The sequence below is a fragment of the Agarivorans litoreus genome (assembly GCF_019649015.1).
Taxonomy (GTDB): Bacteria; Pseudomonadota; Gammaproteobacteria; order Enterobacterales; family Celerinatantimonadaceae; genus Agarivorans; species Agarivorans litoreus.
The window spans coordinates 434,023-454,852 of sequence record NZ_BLPI01000001.1; the positions used below are offsets into that span (position 1 = coordinate 434,023).

Genomic DNA, 20,830 nt, shown 5'->3' on the forward strand with positions numbered 1-20,830 from the left:
AATAAGTCTCTATGCTTAAGAAGTAGAAGTAGAAGCATTACCTAATAAATAACGCTGATAAAACTCATCTTTGGGAACGGGCTTGGCAAATATGTAGCCCTGTAAGTAGTCGCACGCTACGTTCAACACATGCTGTCGTTGTTGCTCTGTTTCCACCCCTTCAGCAACCACTTTTAGCCCTAAATGATGAGCCATCGTTACTATGGCTTTGACTAGCGCTACACTATCATCATCGAAGGTTAGGTGCTGAATAAACGAGCGGTCTATTTTTAGTAAATCGATATCTAGTTGCTGTAGATAGGACAAGGAAGAATAGCCTACACCAAAGTCATCAATTGCAACATCAAAGCCACGTTGCTGCAATCGAGCCAGCTGTTCTTGGATCGTATCATCAGTCTCCATCAACACATTTTCGGTAATCTCAATCATAATGCTGTGAGCTGGAACCTCATGCAAAGCTATGGCGTGTATCCAATCATCTATCCACTTACCGCCATCATTAAATTGGGAAGGAGAGGTATTTACACTAATTTGAATATCATCAAGCCCTTGCTTATACCATTGAGAAACCGTAGCAACTGTTTGCTGCATTACCCATTGGCTAATCTCGCGAATCAGCCCGGCCTCTTCCGCCACATGAATAAATTCATCAGGTCCAACAACTCCCCGCTGTGGATGATTCCAACGTAATAAGGCTTCGGCTTTTTTAACCTTACAGTCATTATCAAGGTACTCTAAAGCAGTAATCGGTTGGTAATAAAGTTCGAACTGTTGCTCTTTTAAAGCGGTGCGTAACTCTTCCAGTAAACGCCGCTTCTGTTGCGCTTCTACTTGCATATCTGACGAAAAGAATTGATAACAATTTCGACCACGACTTTTTGATACATACATCGCCTGATCAGCGTGTTTTACCAACGCTTCTACACTATCACCATCCAGTGGAGAAAAAGCGATACCAATACTGCCACTAACATGAGCGGCTTCTGTTTTTATGGTGAAACGCTTGGCTAAGCCTTGTAATAAGGTCTCAGCAATATTAGCTACTCTTGCCTGCTCGCTTACCCCTTCAATCACAATAGTGAATTCGTCTCCTCCCAAACGAGCAACCGTATCTTGCTCGCGCACACAACGTAAGATCCGCTGTCCAGCTTGACTTAATAAAACGTCACCATAATCATGACCCAAGGTATCGTTAATCTCTTTAAAGCCGTCTAAATCAATAAAGATCAGTGCAAATTCAATTTTCTCTTTAACTAAAGTTTGTAGTTTTTCATAGAAAAAATGACGGTTAGGCAAACCTGTGAGACCGTCGGTATAGGCATATTGCAATAGTTGCTGATTAGCTTCCTCTAGCTCTTGGGTTCGCAGCCTTACTTGCTGCTCTAACATACGCTCACGCAGTTCAATCGTCTCTAACATGCCATTAAAGCACTCGGTAAGGTTGGCTACCTCATCGTCGCTAGATTGCTGAGCGCGCAAACTATAATCATTGGATGCCGTTACGCGCTCGGCAACATCTGATAAATGCAATAAAGGGCGCAAAAAACCACGTTTTAAAAACAACGAAAAAGACAAACTTAAGCCAAACGTAATCACCAACAGCACGGCTAAAAACTGACCATAAAATCCAATTCGTTGGTCTATGTAACTGTCATTTGCCAGCACTGTAAGCGCACCATAAACTTGCTCATCAAGGATAAGTAAACTGCTTACCTCTATCAGGTCATCGGCTTCTTTTGCTAACTCTTCTTGGTAGCTATCGCTTTCTACCACTGCCAAATTTTGCTGCTCGGTATCAGTAATAGCTGCTCTAATTACGCTTTCACGTAACAACAATGAAGAAATCATCTCCTGCATGGCTTCTTTGTCATCAAACAACAAAGCGGCTGTAATGTTGGGCGACAAGGTATCGGCTATATTTTGCAAGCTTTGAGTCTGCTCTCGCTTGGCACTTACAAATTCGTAGGCACTTAACACCACCGTTACCATGGCAGCAGAAAAAATCGCTATACTCATCAAAATGACTAGCAGTTTTTTACTCATGGTATTTATGCTGAGAAAAGACATCTCTACTGCTCCTCCTTAACAACGCGACTCAATCTCAATACCTTTGAGCTCATGGTTATATCGGCCTTTTTAAGTTCTTCGGGGGCAACTTCGAAACGGATTTTTCCAGCTAATAAGAAGAAGCGAATATGCCCTCCTTGATGAATAAAATCTGGGGCCTCCCCTACCAGCATGGTGTGAGATAATAAGGTTCTATCTACAGTGAGCCAGTTTTTTCTATAAGCGGTAGGGACAAACAGTAAGTTACATTGATTTATCGATAACGAATCCAACTCCACCAGGCTTACCCGTATTTCTAACTCATGAATGCGCTGCTTATGGAGTACCCAACTCGCAGTGTCAACAAACTCAATGTCTGGACTACACAACTTAAAATAACCCAATGGCTTGGCTAAACCCTGCCATTCACTATAACGCGCAAAGTTGAACATAAAGCCGGCTTTTAGCGCCGCCTCTTTATCTGCAGCACCAGTCTCACCAGCAGCTACCGCCAAGGCTAGCATTATCAGCGACGTCACAAAGCGCTTTATCGCTAGCATCGACTAAAACTCCGCCATTAATCGCAGCACGACGCTTTGCTCAATATAGTTTGGAACCGTAAAGGTTTCAGAAGTGTTGTCATATTCTAAGTGGCTTCCTGCCAGCAAATTTTTGCCCGTCAATGACAGCGAACTATGGGGCATAAGCTGCCAAGCCCAACTTAAATCTAGCGCATCATAATCATCTACTGAATAAGCATCGCTGTTAATTGAGCGGAACAATGCAAAAAAGGAATGCTTTTTAAAAGGATGCCAGCCAGTCTTGGCAAAAAACTGTTTGCTATCAGAGTCATAACCAATGGCTGGTTGAGTATTTTCTTTTAAACGGTAGCGATAAGACATTTGGCTGTATCCTAATTCAGCGCGAAAATTCACACTGGGCCGCCAAGCAACTAGCGCTTCACCACCTTTCACATTTAAATCAGCGTTTGAAGCAACGTCAAATTCAAGCACAGTATTTTGCAAAGCTTGTTGCGCCTCAACGATTTTCCCCTGCGCTAACAAAGCAGCAATTTGGTCGAGATTAGCGCTATCTGGGTTTGGCTGCACGGCAAATACATCTTTAGATTGTGTATGAAATAAGGCCAAATCAAATGACCAATCTTGTTTGCTAAAACGGTAACCCAGCTCGTAAGAAAGAGACTTTTCTGGCTCAACTTGTTGATTGCCATTCAACACAGTGTGCACGTGGTAGTTATCAATGGCGTCGATGCCGGTTTGAAAATACTCGCCAACACGTGTGCCATTAATGCCTGTGTCATAATCAAACTCTGCCAACGATGGGATCCGCACGCCTTGCGATATGGCACTCCAAAGTACATGCTCATTATTGGGCTGCCAAGTTATACGTGCAACCGGCTGATGCTCCCAACCGGTAAAACTGTTGTGTTCAGACTTGTTACCAAAACTTACATTTAACTGCTCGGGAATAAGCGCAAATTGCAGCTGTAAAAAAGCGCCGTATTGCTCTAAACGGTCGATATCTGCGTCACTACGAATAATGTAGTTTTCTTCAAAAGGTAAGTAGCTATTGCGATAGTTTAACCCCCAATCAAGTTGCGTAGCTCCCCACAAGCTATTCATTTGATAATCAACATCCACTGATTGAAATCGTTCATCCAAATATAACTGCTTACCATCTTGAATAGCCCAAGAAGCTTGCAACATTTGGTTAGAAGAACCAGATAAGCGGTGCTCTGCCCTGGCCATAATCCGCCCATCATCACGCTCAAAACGATCGGCATATAAGGTATTTTGGTTAGTCGCTAGTGATAGAGCTTTAAGGTTCTGCCCCATATCAGTATGGGTATAACTAAACTGAGTTAGAATGGATAAATCATCATTGGGTGCGAAATCAAAACGAGCGCCTATGCTTTGTTGTTTGGCGTCATCATTTGCAGGTAGCGACTTGCCCGTTTTGGCCGCGTCAGAATCACGCACACTGCCAAAGATGCGATAGCTACCGTTGGAGCCGATATTCCCACCATGGCGTAAACCAATATCGTAATTCAATTGGTCACCACTGCTTACTTTCAGCAAGGTTTCGCGCGTATCTAAACTATTTTTGGTGATAATATTGATCACCCCATTGGTAGCATTGCTGCCCCACAACAAACCACCTTGACCTCGTATAACTTCAATCCGCTCAATGTCATAGAGAGGTACATCTAAGGTTTCCCAATATACACCAGCAAAAGATGGGTTATAAACACTTTGCCCATCCACCATTACTAATAGTTTACTAGTATAACGACCGGCTACACCTCGTGCGGTAATCGCCCACTGATTATTGTCAAGCTGCCTTACTTCTAAGCCAGGCACTAGCTTTAAAGCTTCGGCCACAGAGATTGCACCCGAAGCGTGAATATCTTCTTTACCCAACACATATAATGACGCCGCAGTGCTAAACGCTGATTGAGCACGTTTCATCGCAGATGTCGCTTGCACATCTGTAGCCATCAAAGATTCTAAATCTAAATTGGGCATGGGCTCAGCCGATGCAACGCTAAAACTAGTCATGCATAGCAACCACGATACACCAGCTGAATACTTCAACTACTCCACTCCTTGGGTTATAAATCTATCTTTGTTAACTAAAACAAAAAGCTCTACTCGGAACGGGGTCCGTAGACAGGATAAAAAACTGAGCTGTTCGTTAGAAAAAATTGATAATATCAATCTCATAGAAAGCGGGCGAGGTAAACTACAAACTGATCTTAGGTATTGGTCTTAGGATTAACTAAACCTCTGATTTATAGCTTAAATACTGAATTGTTCTAGAAATTTAACAGCCTGATTTCGGCCAGTTTTTTTAGCGTGATATAAAGCATCATCGGCGCGCTGCAGCACACTATCACAATTGCTATCTGAAACCTCGATACTACTTACCCCTAAACTTACAGTAATGTCGACTTGATGGTGCATTGTAGTAAACGTGTTTTGCTCTACTGCTATTCTAATCCGTTCTGCGCTGCGCATAGCCTCTGCAGTATTGGTATTAGGCAACAAAATAGCAAACTCTTCTCCTCCCATTCTCGCACAAATATCGATTTCTCGTAGCTGAGTACAAATCTGCTGATAAACTTGTTTGAGCACTCTGTCGCCACAAGGATGACCATATTGATCGTTGATTCTCTTGAAGTTATCAATGTCTAACATGATTAAGCTGCAATCAAGAAAGTGACGGTGAAAGGTTTGATAATGATTCGCCAAACTTTCAAAGAAACGACGGCGATTGAACGCACCAGTTAATTCATCGGTTTCACTAAGCCTACGCAGTTGTTGCTCCAGCTTATGGCGTTCGTTGATATTGCGAGCCGCCCATACCACCGCGCGCTGGCCATCTATAAACGAATTTAGAGGTAAAATGCGGGCTTCGAACCACTGCTCTCTTTCCAGTTTAGCGCTTTCACAGTTGGGTAAACGAATATCGTCGGGTGAAATAGCGTACTCCGAAACACGTAACTGCTGTTCAAAAATGCTATTACGGATTTGTTGTAAGAACCATTTAGCTTTTTCTTCGTTAAATACATCAGATACGAAGCGACCAGTTAATAAACGGCTGCTTGAGAACTCATGGGTTTCTTGATCACCCAAATGAGCAATACAGTAACCATCTTCGGTAAATACCAACGTAGAATCGGGAAAAGCTGCGACAATCTCCAACAGCTGTGGAGTCGATAAATGCATATAATAAGCCTTAACTAACTGAAAAACAGAAACGACAAGGTTTAGTTACACAAACTACAAATCACTATTATTAAAATTATAAAGCTAAACGAAATTTGAGTTATAGCTGAAGCTTTAGACTACTCTGACCACTTGATGATGAAATTGATTCACATCAATTTGCGAAATAAATAGCAAGTAAATCTAACTCTCGAAGATTCAAATAGATAATAGCCTAAATTGTTCAATACATTTGAATTCTTATGCTATTAGTTCTACTACAGAAACCGTAAAGCACTGCCATATTCCTCTTTTAACGTAACTGTTTAGAAAACGGCCAAACTAACTGGCTCCCCAAAAATATTCTAGCTCCCTTTGTCGCTTCACGCTCCCCACATAAGTGTTAGTCTAATCACATCCACGTCACAACATAATTGTATTACCATAATAATAAAAATACATTACGTAATAAACAAACTAAAATCGACTAAATGCTAAGGATGGCACATGCAAATTTCAGTAGTGATAAGAACACTAAGCGGTTTTGCAATTCTATTTGTTTTACTCATTGCGGTAGCGCTGATTGGCCAAATAAACATACGCAGCCTAGAAGCACAACTTAATGAAACTGTTGACCGTCTCACCCCGACTGCAGAGCTAACTAATCGCCTATCGAGCCTGCTACTAAACACAGCATGGGTGATTGGCTTACACAGTAATACTGAGTCCCAAGAACAACTAAGCCAATTAGAAAACCAAGCGTCTAGCTATATGAGCAGTTACCAAGATAACTACCAACAGCTATTGTTAATTACTGAAAAATATCCCGTTTTACATAATTTACTTGGCCCAATAGAGGTGAATGCAGAAGCAACATTTAGCGCAACCAACAGGCAGTTTGTAAGCCATCAACAATGGCTAGTAGCTAATAAGTCGGTTGAAAATCTGCGCAGAGATTTTAAGCAACAATGGAGTGGATACAGTGACGATTTAGAACAGATAGCAGAATCGGTAGACGGCGATGCGCACTGGATTGCAGTTGATTTACAAGCTGATGGTGTAGTGTTAGAGCGCCAGCTTGATGAAGCGTTTTATGCAAAAACGCCTGAGCAAACCAGCCAACAAATGCAGCAATTAAAGAAACTCTATGCCAGTATGATTGAAAAACGTGATGAGTTAGAGTTCTATATTGAAGATGATATCGAAAACGTAGTTAATTATTTTGTATTACTTAATCAATCGTTAAACCCTCAAGGATTGTTCAGCGAAATAGATCGTCTCGTACGTTTAACCCAGCAGCAACAAGATAACTTCAAGCAAATTAATACCCAAACTGCGGAAGCTTTAAATCAGCTCTCTCTCGCCAGTAGCGCGGTATCGTTAATCATTGACGAAGCAAAAAATCAAGCCAGTGAAAAATCGCAAATCGCCATTAGCACTATGATTGCCGTAGTGCTTGCCTCATTAAGCATATCGGTACTCGTTGCATGGAGTGTCACATCAAGTATTAAAGGGCCATTAAAGCGTACGTTACAACAAATGAAACAGTTAGTTGAAGGCGACTTTAGTCAGCAATTAACCATCGAGCGCCAAGATGAGTTTGGCCAAATAGCGCACCAATTAAACTCACTTACAGAGCAATTTAACCAAGTTATTGGTTCAATGGTAGACAGTGCAAAACAGCTAGAGAGCAGCGCCGAATCTGGCTTAAATGCAAGCCAACACTCTCGCTCCATTATCTCCGAACAACGCGCACAAACCGACATAGTAGCCAGTGCGGTAAAAGCCATGGAACAAGGGGTACAAGATGTATCTCAACAAGCCAATACCTCACGCGATGATATTGGAGATGTGTCGGCACTAACAAAGCAAGGCCGACAGGCCGCCCACACCACCCGTAAAACAACCACACAGCTAAAAACAACCATTCTTAATGCAGCAGAGAAAGTTGATACGCTTAAGCAAAGCTCTGATGATATAGGCTCAATACTCGATGTGATTCAAGGTATTGCAGAGCAAACTAACCTACTTGCGCTAAATGCCGCCATTGAAGCCGCAAGAGCCGGTGAACAAGGCCGAGGTTTTGCAGTTGTCGCTGATGAAGTGCGTAACCTTGCAAGCCGTACTCAAAATTCGACCACAGAGATCTTTAACGTTATCGAAGGTCTACAAAAAGGTGCAAACGAAGCCGTAGACTTAATGAAACAAGGCGAAACCATGGTGCTAGAGTGCTTAAGCCAAGCAGAACAAAGTGACCAACAGCTGGAAAATATAGCCGTTATGCTGGAGCAAATTCGCGCCTACAGCCAGCAAATTGCAACAACAGCTGAAGAGAAGATGGCTGTGGCTTCACAAGTGGCCAACAACGTACAAAAAATTGTAGAGTTAGGCCACTCGGCCCACAAAGATGCAGAGCACAATGAACAAGCCAGCGAATCATTAAAAGCCAAATCTGAGCAACAACTCGGGCAACTGGCTATTTTCAAGCTCAAAGAATACTTGCCTGCAAACAATCAAATTGCGGCCCAGTAGCTTATTGTGATGAAACCAATAATAAATACGCTAACAAAAACCGGGCTATCTGCGGCGATGCTGGTTGTCTTAACTGCCTGTAGCTCCAGCAAACTTAACGATGATTTGCAGAGCCAAGCGCTACATCTAGAAAACAAACAAATTTTAGCAAGCGCTAACTTGGATGCAGATGGCCCAGACTACGGACAATCCGCTTACCAGCTAATTCGTCAGCAGTTTGGCAACAACGCCATAGAATCACCGGATCGCTTTAAAAACGACCACCAAGGTGAGCTCCATATACAAGAATACACAGACAAGCTATACGGCCCCTATTTTCGCTTTATTTTGCACCGAGATTTAGATGGCAATAAAGGAAAGTATATCGATAGACAACGCAATGAAATTAAAGTCTATGGCGGCTCGGCAGACGCATTAAAAGGCTACCAAAACAGTCATTTCTCATACAGTTGGAAGTTTCGCGTCAGCAATGACATGCAGGTTACCAACAAGTTCACCCATTTGTTTCAACTAAAAGCCGTAGGCGGTGAAGATTCAATGCCAATTATTACGCTAACTGGAAATACCCGTTATGGTAAAGCAGGCATAGAAGTAAGGCATAGTCCATTGCGCCAAACCCATATTCTAGCAAGAGCCGATTGGGACTTGATTCAAGGAGAGTGGCTAGAGGCCAAGGTTCAAGCCAAATACAGCGAACAAGGTTGGTTCAGCTTAACACTCGTTCGCTTACGCGATGGAGCAGAAATATTTAACTTTCGCGAAGACAAGCTAGATATGTGGCGAGGTGTGAGCGAACAACATTTTGTTCGCCCTAAATGGGGGATTTATCGCTCGCTTGTTGAAGCAAACAAACTTAAACCAAGTGTACATGTAGACTTTGCTAACTTTAGCATCAAGCAAATTGCTACAAACTAGCGGGCTTAACCACAGTCACTCAGCTTGTTATTTACCAAGGCATAAGTACAGAAGCTAGTTAATGCAACTTGCTCAACTTGCATAAAATGCCCCTGCTCAACTAGGCGAATAACTTTGGAGTATTGGGCTGGTAAGTATTGCTCGGCAAAATCAGCATTTTTGGGATCAACCAAATGGTCTTTGCCACCTTGTACCAACCCCACGGGGATTTTAAGCGCAGCTAAACGCTCGGCCGAATCAGCTAAGCCATCCTGCAGGGCAAACATATCCAAATTAACTTGGTTTAGTTGTTTCCCCATATCAGACAAAGACAATAAAAAGTGCCCTACACCACTTCTAGCAAACTTATTATACCCAATCAACTTGAAGATGCAGGCTTGAGTACCTGAAAATTATCGTTCACTCGAGATGCCAAGGAGCCTGCGATCTCCTGAAGAGTCACAGAAAAAAATTGGTCTATCGCCGCCTTAAAGTCTCGTTTATTTTTGAAATAAACGTTGTTTCTCGACTTCTCGTTCATTACCTTCCATAACCGCTCTATTGGGTTGAGGTTTGGACTGTAAGGTGGGAGGTAATGCAATTCAATATTAAGGACAAACGCGGCATCTTTGACTAAGTTACTACGGTGATATCCCGCACCATCTAAAATGATATGAAGCTTATGGCCTAACGGGTAACTCTCTCTGAGCTTACAGAAAAAACGAACAATATTTTCACTGTTAATGCTTTCGTAATCGCTAACAACCGTCGCTCCAATATCGGATAAATTCAGTGCGCCAATAAGGTTTAACCGACTACGGTTGCCCGTTGTTTCAATCACTTTTTCTTGGCCTGTACGTATCCAGCCATGGGTGATTTTGGTCGATAGCGTCGGGTGAACGGCATCGATAAACAATATCGATTCATCCTCGCCACAGCTTGTCTTTAGAGCTTCATAAGCTTCGATGAACGCCCGTTGTTTTGTCTCATCAAACTTGTGTGGAACGCCTTTCGGTTGCTTGTAGCTAAAACCATTGTGATGAAGCCACTTGTTCATACCAGAAACCGTATAATCAAGTCCAAATGTCTCTTTAACGTAGGCGACAACTTGATGAGTGTGAGAATAGGTTTTCTCGGTCAAATGCTCGATTAGGTGCATGGTTTGAGTAGCAGAAAGTTTACTTTGGCTTCCGCCATTTTCGGGCTTAAGTTTTTCAGAAAGAACATAGTCGCTGAGATGTCGAGCGACTGTCGACTCGTGGATGCGAAGGGCTTGAGAAATCATCACCTGACTCCAACCTTCAGAAGCAAGTAATACCGCTTTGATACGGTCTCGCACTCGACCATCGCGAGTGGAATCATGCATCTGCTCGAGTTGCTGTTTCTGTTGAGGAGTCAGTATAATTTTCATGGTGTGTAGCATGATCCTCATTGACGAAAAAATCAATCACCTTCAATGATCACGGGTATATACCAACGGCTTGAGAAAGCTGTTTACTCATTCCGCCTGCCAACAATAACAAACTATCAACCTGCTTGGGGTTTAGCTTGGTCTTGATATTGCGACAAGCCCTAGCCCGGTCTATCAAAACTAACCACGCGTATTTTGCTAGTTAATGAAGCCTCAGTAATTAAGTAAGCGCTGTCTTGCCAAGACCCTTGCGTACCGTGGATCCACACCATCACCGCTTGCTCTGCACGCCCATTAGCATGTACGTTCAAAGTAAAATTATCCGCAGTAAGTTGATAGTGTTCGATATCGGGATTAGTTAATAAATCACTTTGAATAAACTGCTGTTGTTGCTTTATCGCACTAAACATTGGGCTACAGGCTAGCAATGTGCACAGTCCAGCCAATAGACACAGCCACAACATCACTCTCTTCATTAAGAAGCTAAAATCCATAATCAGGCAACACCAAAGCAATAAGCAGTCACTAAAGCACTAAAAAGTGAAACCACCAAGTAAATTTCACATTCGATTACACTAGCTCAAACTTGACCCATTCCCAGCACATCGCCATAATCTGGGCTCTTCCTCCCCATGGCATTAAAAATGACTAACCAAGAAGATTCACCAGAAGAAATTGAAGTAGAAGCCACCGAAGTATATGTGGATGAACAGCCCATCGAGCTTTACAAAGTATTAAAGATAGGCAATTTGGTGAATGGCGGCGGCGAAGCTAAAATGGCCATAGCAGAAGGTTATGTTGGGCTTAACGGTGAACTCGAACAGCGTAAACGCAAGAAAGTGTATGCGGATGACATCATCGAGTATAACGGTCAATTTTTATATGTTGTTTGTGATCAGCCTATTACTGAGCCAGAGCCTAAGAGCTCAGCGAAGAAAGGTTCAAACAAGCAGAAAAGCAAGGGCAATAAAGTAAGCAAGCCTAGTCAAAAATCAACAGCTGCTAAACAACCTTCCAAAAAGCAAGCTCAACGAAATGCCAAAACAGGTCGCCACTCAATCAAGTTCTAGTAGCTAAAAGCCCCAAAAATAAGAAGGCAGCCAAAGGCTGCTTTTTAATAAACACAAACATAAAAAAAGCCGCTCAATGAGCGGCTTTTTTACTAAGTAATAAGCTTACTTCTTAGCTTGACGTTCTTTTTCTTCTGCAATTACTGCTTCAGCCACGTTTTGTGGAGTAGCAGCGTAGTGCGAGAATTCCATAGAGAACTGACCACGACCAGAAGTCATAGTACGCAGAGAACCAATGTAACCAAACATTTCTGCTAGTGGTACGTCAGCTTTAATACGTACGCCAGTTACGCCAGCTTCTTGGTCTTTAATCATGCCACGACGACGGTTCAAGTCACCAATAACATCACCAACGTGATCTTCTGGAGAGAATACGTCAACTTTCATGATTGGCTCAAGAAGTTGTGGACCCGCTTTTGGCACAGATTGACGGTAAGCGCCTTTAGCTGCAATTTCAAAAGCAATTGCTGATGAATCCACTGCGTGGAAAGCACCATCGTACAATTCTACTTCCATATCTAGTAATGGGAAGCCAGCAAGTGGACCAGTTTCCATCATCACTTCGAAGCCTTTTTGAACTGCAGGCCAGAATTCTTTAGGTACGTTACCACCAACAACAGTTGAAGAGAACGTGAAACCAGAGTTTGGCTCACCTGGGCGAATTCGGTAATCAATTTTACCGAATTGACCAGAACCACCAGACTGTTTCTTGTGCGTGTAGCTATCTTCAATTGCTTGAGTAATAGTCTCACGGTAAGCAACCTGAGGTTGACCAACAACTAGATCTACACCGTAAGTACGCTTCAAAATATCAACTTTAATATCTAGGTGAAGTTCGCCCATACCTTTAAGGATGGTTTCACCTGAATCTTCGTCAGTTTCAACTTGGAAAGAAGGATCTTCTGCCACCATTTTACCGATAGCAATACCCATTTTCTCAGTTGAACCTTTATCTTTAGGTGCAACAGCAATCGAGATTACTGGCGTTGGGAATACCATAGGCTCTAGGGTACAAGGGTGCTTAGGATCACATAAAGTGTGACCAGTTTGAACGTTCTTCATGCCTACAATAGCAATAATGTCACCGGCTTGAGCAGTAGTTAATTCATTACGCTCATCAGCTTGCATTTCTACCATACGGCCAACACGCTCTGTTTTACCAGTAAACGCATTAAGGATAGTGTCGCCTTTGTTCAACACACCCGAGTAGATACGTACGAAGGTAAGTGCACCAAAGCGGTCATCCATAATTTTGAATGCTAACGCGCGTAGTGGTTCGTCAGCAGAAACAATCGCGTGGTTGCCAGTTTCTTCGCCTTCGTCATCCATAAGAGGTTGAGGATCAACTTCAGTTGGGTTTGGCAAGTAATCAACAACAGCATCAAGTACTAATTGAATACCTTTGTTTTTAAACGCAGAACCACAGTAAGTTGGGAAGAAAGACATATCACGAGTACCTTTACGGATACACGCTTTAAGTTGCTCAATAGTAGGTTCTTCACCTTCCATGTAAGCCATCATTAAGTCTTCGTCTTGCTCAACTGCAGTTTCAACCAACATTTCGCGGTATTCAGCAGCTTTTTCTACCATATCTTCTGGGATATCGGTAATTTCGTAGTTCTCAGGAAGACCTGTGTCATCCCAGATGTAAGCTTTTTCAGTTAGCAGGTCAACAACACCAACGAAGTCTTCTTCGATACCGATAGGCAGAACCATAACTAGTGGGTTAGCAGCTAGTACATCTTGAGTTTGCTTAACTACGCGGTAGAAGTCAGCACCCATACGGTCTAACTTGTTTACGAAGATAATACGAGCAACTTCTGATTCGTTAGCGTAACGCCAGTTAGTTTCTGACTGAGGCTCAACACCACCAGAACCACAGAATACACCGATACCGCCATCAAGTACTTTAAGTGAACGGTAAACTTCAACGGTGAAGTCAACGTGTCCAGGAGTATCAATAACGTTGAAGCGGTGGTCGTTCCAGAAACAGCTTACTGCTGCAGACTGAATAGTAATACCACGCTCAGCTTCCTGTTCCATGAAGTCAGTAGTAGACTCACCGTCATGTACTTCACCAGTTTTGTGGATCTGACCAGTAAGTTTTAGGATACGCTCAGTTGTGGTAGTTTTACCTGCATCAACGTGAGCAAAAATACCAATATTTCTATATTTTGATAAATCAGCCATTGTTCAACTCTAATTCAATTGTTTTTCAAATTCGCGGGGAGTATACCACTACTGTCGCACAAGGCGAGAGGGTGAACTGTATTTGAGCGATTTATTGCGAAATTTCTTTAAAAAAGTGTCTTTAATCAGTCTCAACAACTAGCCGCAAGCCTGTTAACCACGGGTTTTCACTTAAATTAGTATTTTCTGCTCACTCAAGAAAGAAAGTATAACTCCCCTACCCAATAACCAGCATAGTTGGCTTAATCATTAGCGCAACTGGATTATTGCCCTTATTACCGCCACCTTTGTTCGCGGTAACCTAAGCTAGCGTTACTTCTTTTTATCCATCATAGCTTTAAGATCAGCAAACGGATTTGAGGTTGCCACTTCGTGCTTTAAATCACTGCCAGCTTCTACTGTTGAACCGTATTGAGCTGCTTCGGTATATTTCGAATGCTCATGGTCATGGCAGTACAAACACAGTAGCTCCCAATTAGACCCATCGTTTGGGTTATTAGTATGGTCATGGTCGATATGGTGCACCGTTAATTCGCGCAAATTTGAGTAAGGAAATTCACGCGCACATCGTCCACAAACCCACGGGAACAACTTCAACGCTTTCTCGCGGTAGCCTTGTTCAAGGCTAGCGTAATTATTTGGAATATTGGCCATTTTTATCTCCAGCTATTTTTTGCAAAACACTATAACACCAGCACAGCCCAAACGCGTAACTTGCTAGGACTACTAAATCACTGACAGAAATATAATTAAGCGCTTTCCTATTTCCGAGAAATAAACCACACTAAGTTTAGTTGTGCTAAGGGAATAGCCATGGATAAATCCTTAACTCAGATACACTGTAATCGTTGTACATGCTCTACCACCACCGATAAAGTGAATGGCTGGCGGGTGTTTTTGTATAGCGGGCTAGAACTTCCGCTACGCAGAACCTTGGGTTGGTGCAAACAATGTGAAGCGCTAGTAACCGCCGAAGAATTTAGGGATTTAAACCTTATTATTAAGGAAATGGGCGAACTGGTTAGGCAGGTATCAGCCTTAGAGAAAACCTTAAAAACTAACTACTGGCAACGGCTACTTAATCGAAAACTTCGTCGAGTTCGCCGACGCTCCGTAGAAAACTTACTTACCTTAGCTGCAGAACTTGATATTGCCAGACAACGGGCAAATAAAGCGAAATGCGTTTGTTGTGACTCTTTGGATGTTGAAGTTATTGATTCTTCATTGAACATTGTTGAGCAATTTTGGCAACACAATAAACATGATGAAGTTGCAACAGGGTTAACTCACCCTGGTTGCGGCGGCGAGTTTATAGCGCGCTCCAATTCAAAAGTGGCTGGTAAAAATACAACCACCGCTTCATCCGAGCCCCTCCCTGCAGCAAACTCTCATAAGCGAGACCGACAAAGTGTTGCCTAAGGCAACACTTTGTATTTTAACAAGACAGCAATTGATGCACCTGCTTAGCTCGCTCGCCCCAGCTTTCTGAACGCACACTCAATCGTTGAAAAGATGTTCTACGCTGTTGTAAAGCAGATGGCGTTTGCAAACTTTCCTGTAATGCTTGCACCATTTGATAGGCTTCCTCAACCTGTGTCACCATGCCAGCATAAGGTTTAAGCGCAGGAAAAGGCGTGCTTACAATAGGGCGCCCCGCGGCTAAATACTCACGTAACTTTAGGGGATCACAAGAAGCAATCTGCTTACAGCTTTTAAAGGGTAACCAAGATACCTGCCAATGTTGCACATAACGTGGCAGCTCACTATGGGCCACTGCTGGGTACACTTCTATATTGTCTACCAGTTTAAAAGCAGAGATATCGGTTTGCACTTGACCAATAAATACAAAACGCCACTCAGGTAAGGCTTTAGCGACTTTAACGATTAACGGAATATCTAACCAAGCGGCTATGGAACCATAGAAACCAGCAACCGGCCCCCCCTTTAAAATAGACGGTGCTGGGCGCGAAGGGCGCACAAACAAACTGTAGTCTACTCCGTGCGGTAAAATACGGGTTTTCAAAGCTAAACGCGGCTGCTTAGAGAACTTACGTAACAACATATCGCTAGCCACTAGCACGTGGTCAGCCTTTTCAACTAACTGCTTTTCACACTCAGTAACATGTTGGTGGTCTACGCCAGCTAGGGCATTAAAATCATCACCACAGTAATAAATGACCTGCCGCTCGTTTAGGTGGCCTAACATATCCACCGCTGTTGGTAAGGCAATCCAAAGATCAGGATTAGTTAACTTAAGACGCTTAACCTGTTTTTTTACCTGAGCTTTTAACAAGCAGCGGTTAAGCCAGCGAAAAAAACGACTACGTGGAGCGGGCAAGGCTATGGGCGACAATACATGAATATTGGCCGGCTTTTTAGCTGATGCTTTTTCTGTAGAATCTTGAGCAATTGCGTTGGCTTTTGTTGCTCCAAACATCGACTTCATTTTTTCTAGTACTCTTTTAGCATCTCGCAGGCTCAAGCGTGGCCTACGTAAACCAATAGAATTAATCCAAAGAATACGGTGGTTTTTAGCCAGTTCGGTTATCACGTGTTGGCTGCTACTTGGGTGGCGTTGCCAATCTTCACCAAATACTATGAGATCGTGTTTCATGTTATTTCCCCTCAATCGATTTAATGACTTTGGCGGGTACACCTGCGGCCAAAACACCTGCCGGCAAACTTTTAGTCACAACGCTACCAGCGGCAACCACGGTACCTTTACCAATAGTTACCCCAGCCATAACTGATACCCCGGTAGCTAACCAAACGTCGTCTTCAAGAATAACGTCGCCAACCTGCTCATCTAACTCGGGCAAGCCTGCAGCTCGTAGCTCTGCGTTTAAAGGATGACCAGGGTAGCCAGCAATAAAACAGCGCCCAGCTAAGCGTACGTTGTTTCCCAAGATAACTTGCTTGCCAACGGCGATGGTGGTTTGCCAGCCTACATCCACGTTATCGCCAATCTTTAATAACGCGGGCTCAGCTGCACTGCTTCGTCCACTAAAGGTGGTCGCCCCAGAAATTCGGCAGCGATTGCCTAATTCAATATTTAGGCCTTCACTAATAAGTGGCATTCCACCGTATAGATACAAGGCCTGAGAAGGGCCGCTGGTTTTACTTCTAAACAAAGGCGTCCACCACAATATGCGCAGCACACTGCTTAAGGCACTAGATAAACTGGTATGAAGGCGGTAAAGCACCGAGAACAACAATGGCACTTTAGGTAGCTGACATAACCTTAGCGCTTTCAAAAACCTAAATAGATTTTTTGCTACGGCAGAATCACTACTTTTTAGCCAATGCTTCGTATGATGAAAAAACATGCTGCTCATAAAATTCCCCTTTTACAGGTAGGTGTGTTGTCTTAAGTTGTAGATAGCAGCATTTATGCCAACAAACTAAGGTTAATATATTCAATAACTTAAAAGGGAAACAAAGAGCAAATTGCAGTTTGCAATTCGCTCTCTGGCGCTCAAGCATAAGCCTTCTTAAAATGCATTTTGGGCTTTACCAATGGCATTGCCAATAGCAGCAACCAGCTTAAGCCAATGGCCGGTAATAGAGAGGTCCAGATAGAAGCCGCCATAAACGGAACGATTAAAAGCAAACCTAAAGGAGGGAGTAAAGCGCTTAACAGTAAAGCTACTTTATAAGGCAGAGCCTGTAAGCGTAAGCTCAGTAAGGTGAACAGTATAAAGCGCAAAGCAAATACACTGTTGGTGGCTACAATCAGCCCCCAAACACCCCACTTAGGTATAAGTAGGTAATACAAACCTATCGCCATCACCGCAGACAAAGCATTAATCCGCGGCAGCCAAACAGGGCTATTTGGTAGGTAACAACCAATATCGGTTACTGATGTGGCTAGCTTAAAGCCTAGCGCCAATAGCATTAAAGGCAACCATTCAATGCCACCTAAGTATTCTATTGGCAGCACCCACTTAAGCACTATGGGTGCAAACAAAGCGGCAGACAAAATCAATAACATCACCGCGAGCAGCAAACGCTGATGAATCACACTCACTTCATTTACGCCATTGCTTTGTTGTAACACCGTAAACCGGCGTGGTAACCACCAGCTTTCCAATACACCAAATGCCATGGCCGTGGCCTCTACCACTTTAATCATAATGGCGTAATGGGCTAACGTTTCTGCGCCTAACCACTCTGCTAGTAGCAGCCGGTCTAAACCATGCATAATGAATAGCGCGAGCGAAGCGCCAATTAAGCAACGTTGATAACTTAAGGTTAACTTGGCAAGGGCAAGATCTAACTTCAACTTCAACTGTTTGCGGCAAAACCACAAACCAATACTTAAACCTAAAGCATTGGCACAAATGCTAGCAACAATCACCGCATCCATTCCCCAGCCCTGCTGCAAACCAAATAAAGTCATCACGACTTGGCAACTTGCTTGCGCCACAACTAAATAAAAATAACTGTCAGCGCGGCGCTCAATGCGCAGCCACATCATAATAGGCTGCAAAGAAATGGATAAAGCAATAACCGCAGAAACGCCAGCTAACTGGATAAGACTTAACTGAGAGAATACCTCTAGCGGCACTAGGGCTAGTGCTGTTCCTGCCGATACGGCTAGCACCAGTCCGTAACTCAAACTTAATAAAACAGACGACGAAATAAGGTTCGCTTTAGCCACAGCATCTTTACACTCTGGGTAGAAACGTGGCAAAGCCCCTGCACTTATTTCTAGCAGCGAACACAGAGAAAAAATCACTACCAGACTTTCTAACACGCCGTATTCTTGCAAACTCAAATAGCGCGTGGTGACTGGCAGCATCATTAAGCCAATGCCTTTTTGCAGAACCATGAGTAAGCCGTATATACCCATTTCCTGCAGCGACTGGCGAGCTTGCTTAAGCTTATTCCACAGCATAATTGGCTCTCCCCGCTCGAATGCGAATTAACCAAAGTGCCCACTCTCGGCTTTGCCATTTACTAAAGCTGCTTACAAAATAATTATCTAGGGTTTGCGAGTCACTGTTGTTTAGCTGATATTTTTCGATGAGGTGCTGGGTAAAGCGCCAGTAACAGAGTAAATCGAACCAACTCACTTGAGTTCTTAACTGCAAATAAGCATGCCGACAAAGCATTTCCAAACACAGCGGCGCAGCGTTAGGCAACAACTTACTTTGCTCCATGCGCTGCATAAAATCGCCAATAGATGACATACGCGCATACAAACGATGTTTGTCGGCACCAGCGCGTCGACAAATGCCCTGCGGATTATGCCGATAAAAGTAGTAAGCTTGCTCAATATGCACCACGGTATCCGCGAACAATTCGGCCATGTAAGAGAAAATTTCATCTTCAAATAACTCTCCTTGTGGAAATACTATTTGATGCTCATAAATAAACTCTCGACGAAATAGCTTGTTACATACCGAGGTATTCTCGCTAATATTTTGATGGGCATAGCACTCTACCCCCTGGGCAGAAAACTTACTAAAACCACAACTCACCCAATCCGCTTGCTGCCCACTGGCCTCAATAAACAAATGTTGATACATGTTTTCATCTACGTAATCATCACTGTCTAGAAATCCTAGATACTGGCCCTTAGCGTGGCTCATTCCAATGTTTCGTGCTTGTGCTAAGCCCACGTTTTTATCTAGCTTAACAATGCGAATAGCCAAATGGGATTGCTGAGCAAAACGCGTCGCTAGTTGATAAGCCTTATCCGGTGAAGCATCAATCACCACAATAACTTCAAGTGAACTTAGTTGCTGGTTTTCTAGGCTAGTTAAACATTCCCACAAATATTGCTCGGTATTAAACACCGGAACCACCACCGACACACTGACCTGAGAAGCAAATACACTTTCCATTATTTAGCTCCTTCACTACTCAAGCTGGGTGGTAACAGTCCTGCAGAAAACTGTTGTTTGAACTGGCGCGCCTTTACCCAATAACTCAGCAATACAATTTGTGTGGCCGAGCCTCTGAATTTTAAATAACGGCTTACTTTGTAGTCTTGGGGAACAACTGCGCAGCGCTCAAGCAAACGGTACTTGCCCACTAGATGGTCGATAAAACTAAAGAAGCCCAACAAATCAACAGCCGAAATATGATAATAAAGTGCGCTTAAAGCGTGATTAGCTAAACACTGCAGCAGCTCCACCGCATGATCTTCAATAGCGCCCCTGCGCTCCATATCGGCTAAAAACCTTGCCAGCATCAACTGCTTATCATAGAGGTTGAATCGACCGTGGTTATCTCCACGGCACAAGCCTTCTGGGCTCATTCGGTAGTTGTAAAGCACTTGATTAACCTCAGCTACATTCTCGGTGGCAAAGCGTGCGGTATACGCAAAAGGTTCATCTTCAAAAATCACATTGCTATAAAAATTTATTTGCTTGGAAAGTAGATAAACACGACGAAATAGCTTGTTAGTCACAAAGGTATCGTCGTAATACTCTTTAGTAGGAATGTTGTGGTATTCCACACTTGAGGCATGCGTTTCGAAAGAGCGCATTTGGCAACTCACCACGTCGGCATTGGTTGTGAGCGCTTTGCAAAACATCAGTTCAAACATATTTGGCTCTGCATAATCATCACTGTCTACAAAACCAATGTATTCACCCTGCGCCGACTGCATGGCAATGTTGCGAGCCATCGACACACCCACATTTTTTTCCAACACAATTTTGCGAAAGCGCTCTGGATACTGAATACAAAACTCGCCAGCAATCGCTGCGCAGTTGTCTGGAGAGGCATCAATAACTACTATTACCTCAACATGTTCGAGCGTTTGCTTGGCCAGTGAGTTCAAACAACTTGCTAGGTACTGCTCAGATTTATAGACAGGAACAATAATAGATACGTTAAACATGGCGATGCCCTCTTTTGCTATTCTTCGACCCGTTATTTCGAGTTCGAATTCAGGTCATAGCACCACTAGAGCAAAAGCTAGGCCATCCATTATTAGTTATTTAAAT

The 20,830-nt window shown here is 43.2% G+C and carries 18 protein-coding genes; 4 read left to right on the forward strand and 14 right to left on the reverse strand.

The features are described 5' to 3' along the window. Positions 1-15: 15 nt before the first annotated feature. The 4 genes from K5L93_RS01970 to K5L93_RS01985 all read right to left on the reverse strand — a co-directional run bounded on the left by K5L93_RS01970 (position 16) and on the right by K5L93_RS01985 (position 5,795). The gene (locus tag K5L93_RS01970; protein WP_220718248.1) at positions 16-2,067 is read right to left on the reverse strand and encodes a putative bifunctional diguanylate cyclase/phosphodiesterase; all 2,052 of its coding nucleotides are present in this window, start codon (positions 2,065-2,067) and stop codon (positions 16-18) included. A 2-nt stretch (positions 2,068-2,069) separates the two neighbouring features. Next, the gene (locus K5L93_RS01975) at positions 2,070-2,606 is read right to left on the reverse strand and encodes a YfiR family protein (RefSeq protein WP_220718249.1); all 537 of its coding nucleotides are present in this window, start codon (positions 2,604-2,606) and stop codon (positions 2,070-2,072) included. 3 nt (positions 2,607-2,609) lie between these two features. Next, positions 2,610-4,661, reverse strand: a complete 2,052-nt coding sequence (locus K5L93_RS01980; protein WP_220718250.1) for a TonB-dependent receptor plug domain-containing protein — start codon at positions 4,659-4,661, stop codon at positions 2,610-2,612. Positions 4,662-4,865: 204 nt separating this feature from the next. Then, positions 4,866-5,795, reverse strand: a complete 930-nt coding sequence (locus K5L93_RS01985) for a GGDEF domain-containing protein (protein ID WP_220718251.1) — start codon at positions 5,793-5,795, stop codon at positions 4,866-4,868. Positions 5,796-6,281: 486 nt separating this feature from the next. Between K5L93_RS01985 and K5L93_RS01990 the strand changes: the two genes are divergently transcribed. Continuing rightward, positions 6,282-8,306 (forward strand): methyl-accepting chemotaxis protein, encoded by a 2,025-nt coding sequence (locus K5L93_RS01990; RefSeq protein ID WP_220718252.1) that lies wholly within the window; start codon positions 6,282-6,284, stop codon positions 8,304-8,306. Between the two features lie 9 nt (positions 8,307-8,315). Further along, entirely contained in the window at positions 8,316-9,221 is a 906-nt protein-coding gene (locus K5L93_RS01995) for a polysaccharide lyase family protein (RefSeq protein WP_220718253.1), read from the forward strand. A gap of 5 nt (positions 9,222-9,226) precedes the next feature. Here the strand turns inward: K5L93_RS01995 and K5L93_RS02000 are convergent, their stop codons facing one another. The 3 genes from K5L93_RS02000 to K5L93_RS02010 all read right to left on the reverse strand — a co-directional run bounded on the left by K5L93_RS02000 (position 9,227) and on the right by K5L93_RS02010 (position 11,105). Then, the gene (locus K5L93_RS02000) at positions 9,227-9,535 is read right to left on the reverse strand and encodes an alpha/beta fold hydrolase (protein ID WP_220718254.1); all 309 of its coding nucleotides are present in this window, start codon (positions 9,533-9,535) and stop codon (positions 9,227-9,229) included. Between the two features lie 44 nt (positions 9,536-9,579). Continuing rightward, a complete protein-coding gene (locus K5L93_RS02005; protein ID WP_220718255.1) occupies positions 9,580-10,611 on the reverse strand; it encodes an IS630 family transposase in 1,032 nt (343 codons plus the stop codon). A 161-nt stretch (positions 10,612-10,772) separates the two neighbouring features. Continuing rightward, positions 10,773-11,105: an alpha/beta fold hydrolase family protein gene (locus K5L93_RS02010; protein WP_220718256.1), complete on the reverse strand. Its 333-nt coding sequence runs from the start codon at positions 11,103-11,105 to the stop codon at positions 10,773-10,775. A gap of 150 nt (positions 11,106-11,255) precedes the next feature. Here K5L93_RS02010 and K5L93_RS02015 point away from each other — a divergent pair, with 150 nt between their 5' ends. Beyond that, on the forward strand, positions 11,256-11,681 hold the full coding sequence (locus tag K5L93_RS02015) for an RNA-binding S4 domain-containing protein (protein ID WP_220718257.1): 426 nt from the start codon (positions 11,256-11,258) through the stop codon (positions 11,679-11,681). 105 nt (positions 11,682-11,786) lie between these two features. Here K5L93_RS02015 and fusA read toward each other — a convergent pair whose 3' ends face one another. After that, positions 11,787-13,871 carry an elongation factor G gene (fusA, locus tag K5L93_RS02020; protein WP_220718258.1) on the reverse strand — a complete coding sequence of 695 codons (2,085 nt, stop codon included), beginning with the start codon at positions 13,869-13,871 and terminating at the stop codon, positions 11,787-11,789. A 312-nt stretch (positions 13,872-14,183) separates the two neighbouring features. Further along, positions 14,184-14,525: a YajD family HNH nuclease gene (locus K5L93_RS02025; protein ID WP_220718259.1), complete on the reverse strand. Its 342-nt coding sequence runs from the start codon at positions 14,523-14,525 to the stop codon at positions 14,184-14,186. Between the two features lie 159 nt (positions 14,526-14,684). Between K5L93_RS02025 and K5L93_RS02030 the strand changes: the two genes are divergently transcribed. Continuing rightward, positions 14,685-15,290 (forward strand): hypothetical protein, encoded by a 606-nt coding sequence (locus K5L93_RS02030; RefSeq protein ID WP_220718260.1) that lies wholly within the window; start codon positions 14,685-14,687, stop codon positions 15,288-15,290. A 16-nt stretch (positions 15,291-15,306) separates the two neighbouring features. On the opposite strand, the gene K5L93_RS02035 is transcribed toward K5L93_RS02030, so the two are convergent. The 5 genes from K5L93_RS02035 to K5L93_RS02055 form a co-directional block, all read right to left on the reverse strand. Next, on the reverse strand, positions 15,307-16,485 hold the full coding sequence (locus tag K5L93_RS02035) for a glycosyltransferase (RefSeq protein WP_220718261.1): 1,179 nt from the start codon (positions 16,483-16,485) through the stop codon (positions 15,307-15,309). Between the two features lies 1 nt (position 16,486). Then, positions 16,487-17,206: an acyltransferase gene (locus K5L93_RS02040; protein ID WP_220718262.1), complete on the reverse strand. Its 720-nt coding sequence runs from the start codon at positions 17,204-17,206 to the stop codon at positions 16,487-16,489. Between the two features lie 140 nt (positions 17,207-17,346). Beyond that, positions 17,347-18,768, reverse strand: a complete 1,422-nt coding sequence (locus tag K5L93_RS02045) for a lipopolysaccharide biosynthesis protein (RefSeq protein ID WP_220718263.1) — start codon at positions 18,766-18,768, stop codon at positions 17,347-17,349. Then, on the reverse strand, positions 18,755-19,720 hold the full coding sequence (locus K5L93_RS02050) for a glycosyltransferase family 2 protein (protein WP_220718264.1): 966 nt from the start codon (positions 19,718-19,720) through the stop codon (positions 18,755-18,757). The genes K5L93_RS02045 and K5L93_RS02050 overlap by 14 nt, the downstream gene beginning before the upstream one ends. Then, on the reverse strand, positions 19,720-20,724 hold the full coding sequence (locus K5L93_RS02055; RefSeq protein ID WP_220718265.1) for a glycosyltransferase family 2 protein: 1,005 nt from the start codon (positions 20,722-20,724) through the stop codon (positions 19,720-19,722). The genes K5L93_RS02050 and K5L93_RS02055 overlap by 1 nt, the downstream gene beginning before the upstream one ends. Positions 20,725-20,830: the final 106 nt, after the last annotated feature.

Bases quoted from the DNA above. Each gene is read 5' to 3' on its own strand.
- K5L93_RS02015 (WP_220718257.1), top strand. From the start codon at position 11,256: ATGACTAACCAAGAAGATTCACCAGAAGAAATTGAAGTAGAAGCCACC.
- K5L93_RS02035 (WP_220718261.1), bottom strand. From the start codon at position 16,485: ATGAAACACGATCTCATAGTATTTGGTGAAGATTGGCAACGCCACCCA.
- K5L93_RS02055 (WP_220718265.1), bottom strand. From the start codon at position 20,724: ATGTTTAACGTATCTATTATTGTTCCTGTCTATAAATCTGAGCAGTAC.
- K5L93_RS02050 (WP_220718264.1), bottom strand. From the start codon at position 19,720: ATGGAAAGTGTATTTGCTTCTCAGGTCAGTGTGTCGGTGGTGGTTCCG.
- fusA (WP_220718258.1), bottom strand. From the start codon at position 13,871: ATGGCTGATTTATCAAAATATAGAAATATTGGTATTTTTGCTCACGTT.
- K5L93_RS02040 (WP_220718262.1), bottom strand. From the start codon at position 17,206: ATGAGCAGCATGTTTTTTCATCATACGAAGCATTGGCTAAAAAGTAGT.
- K5L93_RS02030 (WP_220718260.1), top strand. From the start codon at position 14,685: ATGGATAAATCCTTAACTCAGATACACTGTAATCGTTGTACATGCTCT.
- K5L93_RS01975 (WP_220718249.1), bottom strand. From the start codon at position 2,606: ATGCTAGCGATAAAGCGCTTTGTGACGTCGCTGATAATGCTAGCCTTG.
- K5L93_RS02005 (WP_220718255.1), bottom strand. From the start codon at position 10,611: ATGAAAATTATACTGACTCCTCAACAGAAACAGCAACTCGAGCAGATG.
- K5L93_RS02045 (WP_220718263.1), bottom strand. From the start codon at position 18,768: ATGCTGTGGAATAAGCTTAAGCAAGCTCGCCAGTCGCTGCAGGAAATG.
- K5L93_RS01970 (WP_220718248.1), bottom strand. From the start codon at position 2,067: ATGTCTTTTCTCAGCATAAATACCATGAGTAAAAAACTGCTAGTCATT.
- K5L93_RS01995 (WP_220718253.1), top strand. From the start codon at position 8,316: ATGAAACCAATAATAAATACGCTAACAAAAACCGGGCTATCTGCGGCG.
- K5L93_RS02010 (WP_220718256.1), bottom strand. From the start codon at position 11,105: ATGGATTTTAGCTTCTTAATGAAGAGAGTGATGTTGTGGCTGTGTCTA.
- K5L93_RS01990 (WP_220718252.1), top strand. From the start codon at position 6,282: ATGCAAATTTCAGTAGTGATAAGAACACTAAGCGGTTTTGCAATTCTA.
- K5L93_RS01985 (WP_220718251.1), bottom strand. From the start codon at position 5,795: ATGCATTTATCGACTCCACAGCTGTTGGAGATTGTCGCAGCTTTTCCC.
- K5L93_RS02025 (WP_220718259.1), bottom strand. From the start codon at position 14,525: ATGGCCAATATTCCAAATAATTACGCTAGCCTTGAACAAGGCTACCGC.